We start from the raw sequence: 12,637 nt of genomic DNA on the forward strand, positions 1-12,637 counted from the left end.
GGGTAATCAGTGACTGTCAACCCGGATCACGGAACCCTGGATGGAAGTCCTTCGGCACTGCCACGCTGACACTGTCACGGGTCGCAATGTCGATCCCTTCGCTGGCCACTTCGGCAAGGAAGTCGATCTGCTCCGGGGTGATCACATACGGCGGCAGGAAATACACCACGCTGCCCAATGGACGCAGTAAAGCACCGCGCTCCAGGGCGTGCTGGAACACCTTCAGGCCACGACGTTCCTGCCATGGGTAAGCTTCCTTGCTGGCCTTGTCCTTGACCATCTCGATGGCCAGCACCATGCCGGTCTGGCGCACTTCGGACACGTTCGGGTGATCGACCAGGTGCGCCGTCGACGAAGCCATGCGCTGGGCCAGGGCCTTGTTGTTCTCGATGACGTTGTCTTCTTCGAAAATATCCAGGGTCGCCAGGGCCGCTGCGCACGCCAGCGGGTTGCCGGTGTAGCTGTGGGAGTGCAGGAAGGCGCGCAGGGTCGGATAGTCGTCGTAGAAGGCGCTGTAGACCTCGTCTGTGGTCATGCACGCCGCCAGCGGCAGATAGCCGCCGGTCAGGGCCTTGGACAGGCACAGGAAATCAGGGCGGATGCCGGCCTGTTCGCAGGCGAACATCGTCCCGGTACGGCCGAAGCCGACGGCGATTTCGTCGTGGATCAGGTGCACGCCGTAGCGGTCACAGGCTTCTCGCAGCAGCTTGAGGTACACCGGGTGGTACATGCGCATGCCACCGGCGCCCTGGATCAGCGGCTCGACGATCACTGCCGCGACCGTGTCGTGGTTTTCGGCCAGGGTCTGCTCCATGGCCGCGAACATGTTGCGCGAGTGCTCTTCCCAGCTCATGCCTTCGGGGCGCAGGTAGCAGTCCGGGCTCGGCACCTTGATGGTGTCCATCAACAGCGCTTTGTAGGTTTCGGTGAACAGCGGCACGTCGCCCACCGACATCGCCGCCATGGTTTCGCCGTGGTAGCTGTTGGTCAGGGTAACGAAGCGCTTCTTGTTCGACTGACCGCAATTGAGCCAGTAGTGAAAGCTCATTTTCAGCGCGACTTCGATGCAGGACGAGCCGTTATCGGCGTAAAAACACCGGGTCAGGCCTTCCGGTGTCATCTTCACCAGGCGCTCGGACAACTCGATCACCGGTTGATGACTGAAGCCAGCAAGGATCACATGTTCGAGCTGGTCGACCTGGTCCTTGATGCGCTGGTTGATCCGCGGGTTGGCGTGGCCGAACACATTGACCCACCAGGAGCTGACCGCATCGAGGTAGCGTTTGCCTTCGAAGTCTTCCAGCCACACGCCTTCCCCGCGCTTGATCGGGATCAGCGGCAGTTGTTCGTGATCTTTCATCTGGGTGCAGGGATGCCACAGCACGGCGAGGTCGCGTTGCATCCAATGATTATTCAGGCCCATTTTCACTCTCCTGGAGGCGGTCCGTGACCAGCGAGGACAAACAATCGCGCAAGCCTATGCAATGCGTGCCACGGGGACAACCCATTGTGTCGAATGAGCTACTTTGTACAGGCCGATAGACGTTGCTGGCGGGCGTCCGAATGCTGACGTATCCTTCGCGGTTCTTGAGCCGTCTGGCTCGCAAAAACTGCTGTTTTCCTCGTGTGATTCCGGAGTTCGCTGAATGTCTGTCGGTTGGCTGCGCGCCTGTGCGCTGGTGATGTTGGGGCTGTTCAGCGTGTCTGCGCTGGCCAAGGATAAAACCGCGATCGTGATCGGCGGCGGCCTGTCTGGCCTGACTGCCGCGTACGAGCTGCAGAACAAGGGCTGGCAGGTCACCCTGCTGGAAGCCAAGTCGAGCCTGGGCGGCCGCTCCGGCATGGCCACCAGCGAGTGGATCGGCAACGACAAGGCCCAGCCGGTGCTGAACAAGTACGTATCGACCTTCAAGCTGAGCACCACGCCAGCCCCTGAGTTCGTGCGGACCCCAGGCTACCTGATCGATGGCGAGTATTTCTCCGCTGCCGACCTGGCGACCAAGCAGCCGGCCACCGCCGAGGCGCTCAAGCGCTTCGACAAGACCGTGGACGACCTGGCGCGCTCGATCGACGACCCGCAGAACCCCGCAGCCAACAACACACTGCACGCGCTGGATCAGATCAACGTGTCGAGCTGGCTCGACAAGCAGAACCTGCCAGCCACCGCTCGCCAGCTGATCAACCAGCAGATCCGCACCCGCTACGACGAACCTTCGCGCTTGTCGCTGCTGTACTTCGCGCAGCAGAGCCGTGTCTACCGTGGCGTCTCCGATCGTGACCTGCGTGCTTCGCGCCTGGTCGGTGGCAGCCCTGTGCTGGCCCAGGCCCTGGTCAAACAGCTGAAAACCATCAAGACCAGTTCCCCGGTCTCGTCGATCATTCAGGACAAGGACGGCGTGACCGTCAAAGTCGACAACGTCGGCTATCAGGCAGACTACGTGGTGCTGGCCGTGCCATTGCGCGCCCTGAACAAGATCCAGATGACCCCGGCGCTGGATGCCCAGCACCTGGCGGCGATCAAGGGCACCAACTACGGCTGGCGCGACCAGATCATGCTGAAGTTCAAGACGCCAGTATGGGAGCCCAAGGCGCGCATGTCCGGCGAGATCTTCAGCAACACCGGCCTGGGCATGTTGTGGATCGAACCTGCCCTGAAGGGTGGCGCCAACGTGGTGATCAACCTGTCCGGCGACAACGCGCGGGTGATGCAGGCATTCGGCGACAAGCAGATGGTCGATCAGGTGTTGATCCGTCTGCACGCGTTCTATCCACAGGCGCGTGGTTCGTTCACCGGTTATGAAATCCGTCGCTACAGCACCGACCCGTCGACTGGCGGCGCCTACCTGGCCTTCGGTCCGGGCCAGATCAGCAAGTTCTGGCGCCTGTGGGAACGCCCGATTCAGCGCGTAGCCTTCGCTGGCGAACACACCGACACTCTGTACCCGGGTACCCTGGAAGGCGCGCTGCGTACCGGTCAACGTGCAGCCAGCCAGGTTGAAGACCTGGCGGCGGGCAAGTCGTTCGAGCCGGCGAAAGTGGGTCCGGCCGCCGCAGCGGCGGGCGCTGGTGCGGTGGTGGCGAAGAAAGGCAATTTCTTCAGCAACCTGTTCGGCGGCTCGGATGACGAGAAGAAGCCAGAGCCGGTCAAGGCACCTGAGCCGGTAGCACCGGCAACTCCGGCACCCGCTCCAGCTCCGGTTGTTGCACCGGCTCCGGTCGAAGCGCCGAAACCAGTAACCCCGGCAAAAGCCGAGCCGGCCAAGAAAGCTCCGGCGAAACCGGCTGCCAAGACCGAGGCGAAAAAAGCCCCGGCCAAGGCTCCTGTGAAGAAAGCCGAGCCGGTGAAGAAGCCAGTGGCTAAACCCGCGGCGACTCCGACAACGGATGCCAAGGCGTAGTAAGCCCCGGGCATAAAAAAAACGCGGCGTAAAAGCCGCGTTTTTTTATGCCTGGAGAAATCTGGGCACACAATCGAATAAACCTTTGGCAGGAAGTGTTATTGAATTGGGCTACATTTTTGTACACACATTTGCCGTTAATCTTTTCTTAACTCGCCTGTTTCAGACTCTTGATCGTATTTCTCGATATTTCAAAGCAAAATTTTCCGCTTTAATTCGATAGATAACTCGATAGTCTTGGGCCAGCACTTACAGGGATCTAGGCAATGCAGCTACGTAACTCTACCTCCCGCTACGGCTGGGTCAGCATCTTCATGCACTGGGGCGTGGCACTGGCCGTGTTCGGTTTGTTCGCCCTTGGGCTATGGATGGTTGGCCTCGGCTATTACGACCCATGGCGCAAGGAAGGGCCGGATCTGCACAAGAGCATCGGTTTGATCCTGCTGGGGGTCATGGTATTGCGCGTGTTGTGGCGTTTCATCAGCCCGCCGCCGCCAACCCTGGCCAGCTACAGCCGCATGACGCGACTGGGCGCCATGTTCGGTCATGCCTTTCTGTATTTCTGTCTGTTCGCTGTGATGATTGCCGGTTACCTGATTTCCACCGCAGAAGGCGCCGGGATTCCGGTGTTTGACTGGTTTGAAGTGCCTGCCCTGGTTTCCGGACTACCGGACCAGGCAGATAACGCCGGTGCGATTCACCTCTACCTGGCGTGGGTGCTGGTAATTTTTTCCGGCCTCCATGCGTTGGCAGCATTGAAACACCACTTTATCGACCGTGATGTGACCCTCAAGCGAATGCTGGGTCGCAAAGCCTGAAGTTCAACCTCGACTCCCAAGGAAAACAAAGCATGTTGAAAAAGACTCTCGCCGCTCTGGCCATCGGCTCCGCTCTGCTGTCCGCCAACGTGATGGCGGCTGACTATGTTGTAGACACCACAGGCCAGCACGCCTTCGTTGACTTCAAGATCAGCCACCTGGGCTACAGCTTTATCACCGGTACCTTTAAGACCATGGACGGCAAGTTCAGCTTCGACGCTGCCAAGCCTGAAGACAGCAAGATCGAGTTCAACGTGAACCCCGCCAGCGTCTTCACCAACAACGCCGAACGTGACAAGCACATCTCCAGCAAAGACTTCTTGAAAGTGGCTGATTTCCCTAAGGCCACGTTCGTGTCCACCAGCGTTAAAGCCACCGGTAAAAACGCTGCTGGCAAAGACACGGCCGACGTGGCCGGCGACCTGACTATTGCTGGCGTAACCAAGCCAGTCGTGATCAAGGCCACTTTCCTGGGTGAAGGCAAGGATCCATGGGGCGGCTACCGTGCAGGCTTCGAGGGCACTACCAGCATCAAGCGTTCCGATTTCGGCAAGATGATGGACCTGGGTCCACAGTCCGACGCAGTCGATCTGTACATCTCGTTTGAAGGTGTTAAAGCGAAGTAATGCTGAGACTGTAGGAGCGAGCCTGCTCGCGATAGACCTGAGAGCGCCGCGGAGCATCAGGCTTGCAGCGTTATCGTTGACGACCATCGCGAGCAGGCTCGCTCCTACAGGATGTCATCAGCCATAAAAAATGCCCCGGACCTTTTGGTTCGGGGCATTTTTTCATTGCAGCGATAACTCAGCGATTGCGGGTCAGCAGCGCTGGTTTCTCACCACGAGGACGGCTTGGCAGTTGATCCAGCTGCTCAGGTGTCGGGAAGCGGTCAGCCTTCGACTCCTTGTGCATGATCTTCGGCGCGGGACCGCGCGGGTTCTGTACGGCGGGTTCCGAACGCGGCTGGTCGTCACGGGCCGGACGGCGATTGCGCGAGTCTTCGCGGCGGGCCTGGCCGTCGCGCGGTGCGCCACTGCGAGGACCGCTACGCTTGGCCGGTGGGGTGCCGGTGCTGGCGCCTTCGCTGTTGCGCGGACCGTTCTGGCGACCTTGTGGCTTGCCGGAACGTGGAGCGCCCGAACCTGCCGCAGTGCCTTGTGCCGGAGCACCCGGACGGCGACCACGGCCTTGCGCGGGTTTCTGCTGCGGCACGTAGTCGACGCGGTTACCGAAGTTATCGACATCGTCGTCCAGGAACTCGTCCGGGGCACGATCAGAGGCGGCACGAGGAGGCTGCGACGGACGCTGTTCGCGAGCCGGAGTGCCTTCACGTGGCTTCTGCTGACGGGCAGGGCGCTCGCCGCGTTCGCCGGCCGGTTTTTCCTTGCCCTTGTCTTTGCCTTTGTCCTTGCGACCGCCGCCGCCACCGCTGCCGTTCGGACCGTCGCCGCGCGGGCCACGTGGATTGCGTGGGTTACGCATGTCCGGACGTTCGCGCACTTCAGGTTTCTCGGCTTCCACGGCACTCGCATCGAAGCCCATCAGGTCGCCGTCGGCGATTTTCTGCTTGGTCATGCGTTCGATGCTTTTCAGCAGTTTTTCTTCGTCCGGGGCGACCAGCGAAATCGCCTCGCCCGAACGACCGGCACGGCCGGTACGGCCGATGCGGTGCACGTAGTCTTCATCGACGTTCGGCAGTTCGAAGTTGACTACGTGTGGCAACTGGTCGATGTCCAGACCGCGAGCAGCGATGTCGGTGGCGACCAGGATGCGTACTTCACCGGCCTTGAAGTCGGCCAAGGCTTTGGTGCGGGCGTTCTGGCTCTTGTTGCCGTGGATCGCGACGGCGCTCAGGCCGTGCTTGTCCAGGTACTCGGCCAGGCGGTTGGCACCGTGCTTGGTGCGGGTGAACACCAGCACCTGTTCCCAGGCGCCAGCGGTGATCAGGTGCGCGAGCAAAGAACGCTTGTGGCTGGCGGCCAGGCGGAATACGCGCTGTTCGATCCGCTCGACCGTGGTGTTCGGCGGCGTGACTTCGATGCGCTCCGGATTGTGCAGCAGCTTCCCGGCGAGGTCGGTGATGTCCTTGGAGAAGGTCGCCGAGAACAGCAGGTTCTGGCGTTTGGCTGGCAGACGGGCCAGGACCTTTTTCACGTCATGGACGAAGCCCATGTCGAGCATGCGGTCGGCTTCGTCCAGCACGAGGATTTCCACGTGTGACAGATCGACGCTGCCTTGGCCGGCCAGGTCGAGCAGGCGCCCAGGGCAGGCCACCAGCACGTCTACGCCACGGGACATGGCCTGAACCTGCGGGTTCATGCCGACACCGCCGAAGATGCAGGCGCTGACGAACTTCAGGTCACGGGCATAGACCTTGAAGCTTTCATGCACTTGCGCGGCGAGTTCGCGAGTCGGGGTCAGGACCAGTACGCGCGGCTGGCGCGGGCCGTGACGCTGGGATTTGTCCGGGTGACCGTTGGGGAACAACCGCTCCAGAATCGGAAGGGCGAAACCGCCGGTTTTACCAGTACCTGTCTGTGCCGCGACCATCAGGTCGCGACCTTGCAACACGGCGGGAATGGCCCGCTGTTGCACCGGAGTAGGCTCGGTATAGCCCGCTGCCTCGATGGCGCGGACTAAAGCCTCGGAGAGACCGAGGGAAGCAAAGGACATGAGTAATCCTGTTCTAGTTAGGGCTTGGCCCAATGGGAGTCTTGCCTGGCGCGAATCGCGTTTAAGAGGACGCAATCCCGTCCGGTCCTGCTGGGTCTCGAAGGCTCGTCTGCAAGCGCTCGCGCGGGCTGAAAGCTGCGCAGTAGCGGGGTTGAGATGCCTTTAACGATTCCGAGCGTCCGGGCGTGAGCCTGGCGGGAAGGCCGGAGTATAACAGAGCAATCACTGCGCGCCGCTTTCCTGCTGCTCAACGGTTTTTTCCGTGGCAACCGTGGTCTTTTCGTTTTTCACGCTGGCTGCCGGTTCCGCGCCGTAGCGGGCACTCAGTTCAGCGTAGGCGGGCTCGCGCTTGAAGCGTTTGAGTTCGGCGCCAAAACGCTGCACCAGCAGATCCATGCCCGCATTGCGCCGTACCGCGAGAAACTGGCTTTGCTGGCTGATGATCGTAGGGTTTTCGGTGATCTTGTTGCGGATTCCCAGTTCGTCGAGCAAATGCTGGCCGACCCGGCGGTCGGTGATCAGCAGGTCAATCCGCCCGCGTACCAGTTTGCCGAAGTTGGCTTCATGGGTGGGGGCCGGCTCGCGGGTGAACAGCGTCGAATCGCTGAAGTCCTTGCTGTACAGGTAACCCGGCGAGGTGCCGATGGTCAGGCCGCGCAAGTCATCGAGGGTGCGAAACGGATGGGGCCGTTCATTGGCGTAGAACATCACGAACTGGACTTCAGACAGTGGTTCGCTGGGGTAGAGCAGGGTCGCATCGCGTTCGTCGCTGTGAAAGATGTCCAGCGCGCCGTCGGCCTGGCCTGACTCCAACATCGACAGGCAGCGTTTCCATGGCAGGAATTGCCACTCCACTTCGATGCCCAGGCGCTTGAAGACAATGGCGGTGGTTTCGTAGTCCAGGCCCAGGGATTTGCCGTTGTTGTCTTCGTATACGTAGGGCGCCCACGGCTCCGTGACAATGCGCAGCTTCTCGCCCCGGGCGGTGAAGCTCAGGCAAGTGAAGACAAGCACGGCGATTAACTGCGTGATCAAAGGCATGGGCTGAGATTACGACGAGAAACCGGAAAGAGCCAGAAACTGACCGCAGAAGCTCTAACTCCGTGGATTGCTGCACATTAATAGTGCGCTGAAAGCAAAAGATCGCAGCCTGCGAAAGCTCCTACAGGAGCTGCCGAAGAATACGATCCTTTGATCTTGCTTGTCGCTTTCAGCTTGAAGCTTGCAGCTGCTTCAACGCGGCAACTTCAGGTTGTTCCACACCGCCAGGCTCGCTTCAGCCTGGTTCAGGGTGTAGAAGTGCAGGCCTGGAGCGCCACCCTGCAGCAGTTGTTCGCACATCTCGGTGATGACCTGTTCGCCAAAGCGCTGAATGCTCTGGGTGTCGTCGCCGTAGGCTTCCAGTTGCTTGCGGATCCAGCGCGGGATTTCCGCACCGCAGGCATCGGAGAAGCGCGCCAGCTTGCTGTAGTTGGTGATCGGCATGATGCCCGGCACGATCGGGATGTTCACACCCAATGCCCGCACGCGTTCCACGAAGTAGAAGTAGCAGTCGGCGTTGAAGAAGTACTGGGTGATCGCACTGTCGGCGCCAGCGTTGGCCTTGCGCACGAAGTTGGCAACATCGTCTTCGAAATTGCGCGCTTGCGGATGCATTTCCGGGTAAGCGGCGACTTCGATGTGGAAGTGATCACCGGTTTCTTCACGAATGAATTCAACCAGGTCATTGGCGTGGCGCATTTCACCGCTGGCCATGCCCATGCCCGAAGGCAGGTCACCGCGCAGGGCGACGATACGCTTGATGCCGGCGGCCTTGTACTGGGCCAGCAGGCCACGCAGGTCAGCTTTGCTATCGCCCACGCAGGACAGGTGCGGAGCGGCAGGGATTTTGACTTCGCTTTCGAGCTGCAACACGGTGTTCAGCGTGCGATCACGGGTCGAACCGCCGGCGCCGTAGGTGCAGGAGAAGAAATCGGGGTTGTAGGCGGCCAGCTGGCGAGCAGTGGCGAGCAGCTTTTCTTGCCCAGCATCGGTCTTCGTAGGGAAGAACTCGAAGCTGTAGCGACGATCTTGGGACATGGAGGGAACCTCCAGCTACAAGCTGCAAGCCACAAGCTGCAAGAGAAGCGGAGGTGCGCTCGTCTCTTGTGCCTGGAACTTGCTGCCTGACACTGTTTTGGCAAATTGGGGCAAAACTGCGGGCTTCGTGCGGCAAGATCGGCTTTTGGCCTGTGCTTGCCGCTTGAAGCTCAAAGCTTGCAGCTGCTCTTAGTAGCGGTAAGCGTGCGGCTTGAACGGACCTTCGACGGTCACGCCGATGTAGTCGGCCTGGGTCTTGGTCAGTTGAGTCACAACGCCGCCGAAGCCGCGGACCATTTCCAGGGCCACTTCTTCGTCGAGTTTCTTCGGCAGTACTTCAACGGTCAGGCGCTCGGCTTTCTTGGCTGGCGACAGGTCGGCGTACTTCTGGCCGAACAGGAAGATCTGAGCCAGAACCTGGTTGGCGAACGAACCGTCCATGATGCGGCTCGGGTGGCCAGTGGCGTTACCCAGGTTAACCAGACGGCCTTCGGCCAGCAGGATCAGGTAATCGTCGTTCTGTGGGTCGAAATCGCCAGCGCCGGTGCGGTGGATCTTGTGAACCTGTGGCTTCACTTCTTCCCATGCCCAGTTCTTGCGCATGAAAGCGGTGTCGATTTCGTTGTCGAAGTGGCCGATGTTGCAGACAACAGCACGCTTCTTCAGGGCCTTGAGCATGTTTGCGTCGCAAACATTGACGTTACCGGTGGTGGTCACGATCAGATCGATCTTGCCCAGCAGTGCCTTGTCGATGCTCGCTTCGGTACCGGTGTTGATGCCGTCGATGAACGGCGAAACCAGTTCGAAACCGTCCATGCAGGCTTGCATGGCGCAGATCGGGTCGACTTCGGAGACTTTGACGATCATGCCTTCCTGACGCAGGGACTGGGCCGAACCCTTGCCCACGTCGCCGTAGCCGATGACCAGCGCTTGCTTGCCGGACAGCAGGTGGTCGGTGCCGCGCTTGATCGCATCGTTCAGGCTGTGACGGCAGCCGTACTTGTTGTCGTTCTTGCTCTTGGTCACCGAGTCGTTGACGTTGATGGCCGGGATTTTCAGCTCGCCCTTGGCCAGCATGTCCAGCAGGCGGTGAACGCCGGTGGTGGTTTCTTCGGTCACGCCGTGGACGCGGTCCAGAACGGCTGGGTATTTCTTGTGCAGCAGCTCGGTCAGGTCGCCGCCGTCGTCGAGGATCATGTTGGCATCCCAAGGCGCGCCATCTTTCAGGATGGTTTGCTCCAGGCACCACTCGTACTCTTGCTCAGTCTCGCCTTTCCAGGCGAAAACCGGGATGCCGGCAGCGGCGATGGAAGCGGCGGCCTGATCCTGAGTCGAAAAAATGTTGCAGGACGACCAGCGCACTTCGGCACCCAGGGCAACCAGGGTTTCGATCAGCACGGCAGTCTGAATGGTCATGTGGATGCAGCCGAGGATCTTCGCGCCCTTGAGCGGTTGCTCTTCGGAGTACTTGCGACGCAAACCCATCAGGGCTGGCATTTCAGACTCGGCGATGATGGTTTCGCGACGGCCCCAGGCAGCCAGGGACATGTCGGCGACTTTGTAGTCGGTAAAATCTGCAGGCGTGTTGACAGCGCTCATGAAGAGCCTCCATTCGTAATGTATGCGAATGGGCGCCGTTGTGCGTTTAGTGTCCAGCCAGTGAAGGCCAGGCAACGCCCCATCCGAGCCTGACAGGTCGAACCTGCTGCAGCGCCCCTCGGACAGGTGGCGGGAAAACGGTAGCAATTGAAGATGACCGTTTTGAAACGGTGGCGATTATAGCTTTCTTTGAGCGGCAAGTTGCAAGCTGCAAGCGACAAGTTGCAGCGGCAAGTTGCAAGCGGCAAGCTACAAGAAATAGCCGCTCGACGATCAACTTGCAGCTTGTAGCTTGCCGCTTGAAACTGCTTTCAGGAGTGAACATGAACTTCCACACCCGCAAATGGGTAAAACCCGAAGACCTCAACCCCAACGGCACGCTGTTCGGCGGTAGCCTGCTGCGCTGGATAGACGAAGAGGCGGCGATCTACGCCATTGTCCAGTTGGGCAACCAGCGTGTGGTCACCAAGTACATTTCCGAAATCAACTTCGTCAGCGCCTCGCGCCAGGGCGACATCATCGAACTGGGCATCACGGCGACCGAATTCGGCCGCACTTCCATCACCCTGACCTGTGAAGTGCGCAACAAGATCACCCGCAAGAGCATCCTCACCGTTGAAAAAATGGTGTTCGTGAACCTCGGTGAAGACGGCTTGCCGGCGCCTCATGGTCGGACAGAGATCAAGTACGTCAAGGATCAGTTCAAGGATGATGACGCCGGTCAGTGAGATCGGTGATGTCCCCATCGCGAGCAGGTCGAATCATCGCTCCCACATTGAGCCGCGATCCCTTGTGGGAGCAAGCCTGCTCACGAATGCGGCATACAATCAAGGTGATGCTCAGCCCACCAAATCAAGCGCAGTCGCACCGCGACGCTGGCGATAGATGAAGAACAGTGCAGTCAACACGGTCAGCCCGCTGACCAGTGCACCGGTCCACGGCAAGTCCGCAAGGTCCGCGCCGCTGGCCACCACCAGCCCGCCGATCCAGGCGCCGGCCGCGTTACCCAGGTTGAAGGCGCTCTGGTTCAGTGTCGAACCCAGGTTCGGTGCCTCGTGGGCCTGATCGATGATCAGCAGTTGCAGGATCGGGCACAAGGCAAAGGCAAACGTCCCCCACAACACCAGTGTGATTGCCGCCGGGATCACCGAATGGCTGGTTTGCGTGAATGCCGCCAGCACCAACAGCACCGCCAGCGCCATGCCCACCAGCGAAGGCAGCAAGCGGCTGTCCGCCAGACGACCACCGAGCATGCTGCCGGCGGTCAAGCCCACGCCGAACAATAGCAGCATGATGGTGACGCCGTGAGGGCTGACTCCGGTGATGTCCTGCAGGATCGGTGCAATGTAAGTGAACACACTGAACAGGCTGGTTGAGGCCAGCACGCTCATGCCCAGGGCCAGCAGCACGTTGGCCTTGCCCAGTACCTTGAACTCGCTGGCCAGGTTGGCTTTATCCATCGCGATGTTTTTCGGCAGCCAGACCCATTGCGCAATCGCCGCCAGAACCCCGATCACCGACACCGCCCAGAAGGTCGAGCGCCAACCTGCGTATTGCCCGAGTGCGGTGCCCAGTGGCACGCCGAGCACATTGGCCAGGGTCAGACCGGTGAACATCATGGCAATCGCCTGAGCCCGTTTGTTGGGTGCCACCAGCCCGGCAGCCACCACCGAACCGATGCCGAAAAATGCGCCGTGGCACAGTGCCGTGATCACGCGCGCGGCCATCAGCGTGGCGTAGTTCGGCGCCAGTGCGCAGAGCATGTTGCCGAGAATGAACATCAGCGTCATGCCCAACAGCGTGGCCTTACGTGGCATGTTGGCGGTGCCGACCGCGAGGATCGGAGCACCGAACACCACGCCCAGGGCGTAGCCGGTGATCAGCAATCCGGCATCGGGAATGCTCACGCCGAGGTCGCGGGCGACATCGGGCAAAAGACCCATGATGACGAATTCAGTGGTGCCGATGCCGAAGGCGGCAACAGCGAGGGCAAGCAAAGCGAGTGGCATGCGCAAGGTCTCTGTCGGTAGTCTTGACGCTGTGATCAGGCATACGCAGGCCGACGACCGT

General features: G+C 60.3%; 10 protein-coding genes and 1 riboswitch. Of the genes, 4 read left to right on the forward strand and 6 right to left on the reverse strand.

Annotation, left to right across the window (positions count from 1 at the left end; all coding sequences use genetic code 11):
- Positions 1-16 precede the first annotated feature (16 nt).
- Positions 17-1,423: an adenosylmethionine--8-amino-7-oxononanoate transaminase gene (locus VC35_RS08830; RefSeq protein ID WP_046039296.1), complete on the reverse strand. Its 1,407-nt coding sequence runs from the start codon at positions 1,421-1,423 to the stop codon at positions 17-19.
- 223 nt (positions 1,424-1,646) lie between these two features.
- Between VC35_RS08830 and VC35_RS08835 the strand changes: the two genes are divergently transcribed.
- From VC35_RS08835 to VC35_RS08845, 3 genes are all read left to right on the forward strand, one after another.
- Positions 1,647-3,398 (forward strand): flavin monoamine oxidase family protein, encoded by a 1,752-nt coding sequence (locus VC35_RS08835; RefSeq protein ID WP_046039297.1) that lies wholly within the window; start codon positions 1,647-1,649, stop codon positions 3,396-3,398.
- A 266-nt stretch (positions 3,399-3,664) separates the two neighbouring features.
- A complete protein-coding gene (locus tag VC35_RS08840) occupies positions 3,665-4,216 on the forward strand; it encodes a cytochrome b (RefSeq protein ID WP_046039298.1) in 552 nt (183 codons plus the stop codon).
- Between the two features lie 32 nt (positions 4,217-4,248).
- Positions 4,249-4,842 (forward strand): YceI family protein, encoded by a 594-nt coding sequence (locus tag VC35_RS08845; RefSeq protein ID WP_046039299.1) that lies wholly within the window; start codon positions 4,249-4,251, stop codon positions 4,840-4,842.
- Positions 4,843-5,020: 178 nt separating this feature from the next.
- On the opposite strand, the gene VC35_RS08850 is transcribed toward VC35_RS08845, so the two are convergent.
- The 4 genes from VC35_RS08850 to ahcY all read right to left on the reverse strand — a co-directional run bounded on the left by VC35_RS08850 (position 5,021) and on the right by ahcY (position 10,567).
- Positions 5,021-6,889, reverse strand: coding sequence for an RNA helicase RhlE2 (locus tag VC35_RS08850; RefSeq protein WP_046039300.1), 1,869 nt, complete (start codon positions 6,887-6,889; stop codon positions 5,021-5,023).
- Between the two features lie 222 nt (positions 6,890-7,111).
- Positions 7,112-7,930, reverse strand: a complete 819-nt coding sequence (locus VC35_RS08855; RefSeq protein WP_046039301.1) for a substrate-binding periplasmic protein — start codon at positions 7,928-7,930, stop codon at positions 7,112-7,114.
- A gap of 192 nt (positions 7,931-8,122) precedes the next feature.
- Positions 8,123-8,968 carry a methylenetetrahydrofolate reductase [NAD(P)H] gene (metF, locus tag VC35_RS08860; RefSeq protein ID WP_046039302.1) on the reverse strand — a complete coding sequence of 282 codons (846 nt, stop codon included), beginning with the start codon at positions 8,966-8,968 and terminating at the stop codon, positions 8,123-8,125.
- 189 nt (positions 8,969-9,157) lie between these two features.
- Positions 9,158-10,567 carry an adenosylhomocysteinase gene (gene ahcY, locus VC35_RS08865; protein WP_046039303.1) on the reverse strand — a complete coding sequence of 470 codons (1,410 nt, stop codon included), beginning with the start codon at positions 10,565-10,567 and terminating at the stop codon, positions 9,158-9,160.
- Positions 10,568-10,590: 23 nt separating this feature from the next.
- A riboswitch (S-adenosyl-L-homocysteine riboswitch) is annotated at positions 10,591-10,693 on the reverse strand.
- 197 nt (positions 10,694-10,890) lie between these two features.
- On the opposite strand from ahcY, the gene VC35_RS08870 reads away from it, so the two are divergent.
- The gene (locus VC35_RS08870) at positions 10,891-11,295 is read left to right on the forward strand and encodes an acyl-CoA thioesterase (RefSeq protein WP_046039304.1); all 405 of its coding nucleotides are present in this window, start codon (positions 10,891-10,893) and stop codon (positions 11,293-11,295) included.
- A gap of 111 nt (positions 11,296-11,406) precedes the next feature.
- On the opposite strand, the gene VC35_RS08875 is transcribed toward VC35_RS08870, so the two are convergent.
- Positions 11,407-12,576 (reverse strand): MFS transporter, encoded by a 1,170-nt coding sequence (locus tag VC35_RS08875; RefSeq protein WP_046039305.1) that lies wholly within the window; start codon positions 12,574-12,576, stop codon positions 11,407-11,409.
- Positions 12,577-12,637: the final 61 nt, after the last annotated feature.

It is taken from the genome of Pseudomonas fluorescens, assembly GCF_000967965.1.
Lineage (GTDB): Bacteria > Pseudomonadota > Gammaproteobacteria > Pseudomonadales > Pseudomonadaceae > Aquipseudomonas > Aquipseudomonas grandcourensis.

What these genes read in the sequence shown, in the direction of transcription:
- VC35_RS08830 (WP_046039296.1), bottom strand. Translation starts at nt 1,423, where the DNA reads ATGGGCCTGAATAATCATTGGATGCAACGCGACCTCGCCGTGCTGTGG.
- VC35_RS08835 (WP_046039297.1), top strand. Translation starts at nt 1,647, where the DNA reads ATGTCTGTCGGTTGGCTGCGCGCCTGTGCGCTGGTGATGTTGGGGCTG.
- VC35_RS08840 (WP_046039298.1), top strand. Translation starts at nt 3,665, where the DNA reads ATGCAGCTACGTAACTCTACCTCCCGCTACGGCTGGGTCAGCATCTTC.
- VC35_RS08845 (WP_046039299.1), top strand. Translation starts at nt 4,249, where the DNA reads ATGTTGAAAAAGACTCTCGCCGCTCTGGCCATCGGCTCCGCTCTGCTG.
- VC35_RS08850 (WP_046039300.1), bottom strand. Translation starts at nt 6,889, where the DNA reads ATGTCCTTTGCTTCCCTCGGTCTCTCCGAGGCTTTAGTCCGCGCCATC.
- VC35_RS08855 (WP_046039301.1), bottom strand. Translation starts at nt 7,930, where the DNA reads ATGCCTTTGATCACGCAGTTAATCGCCGTGCTTGTCTTCACTTGCCTG.
- metF (WP_046039302.1), bottom strand. Translation starts at nt 8,968, where the DNA reads ATGTCCCAAGATCGTCGCTACAGCTTCGAGTTCTTCCCTACGAAGACC.
- ahcY (WP_046039303.1), bottom strand. Translation starts at nt 10,567, where the DNA reads ATGAGCGCTGTCAACACGCCTGCAGATTTTACCGACTACAAAGTCGCC.
- VC35_RS08870 (WP_046039304.1), top strand. Translation starts at nt 10,891, where the DNA reads ATGAACTTCCACACCCGCAAATGGGTAAAACCCGAAGACCTCAACCCC.
- VC35_RS08875 (WP_046039305.1), bottom strand. Translation starts at nt 12,576, where the DNA reads ATGCCACTCGCTTTGCTTGCCCTCGCTGTTGCCGCCTTCGGCATCGGC.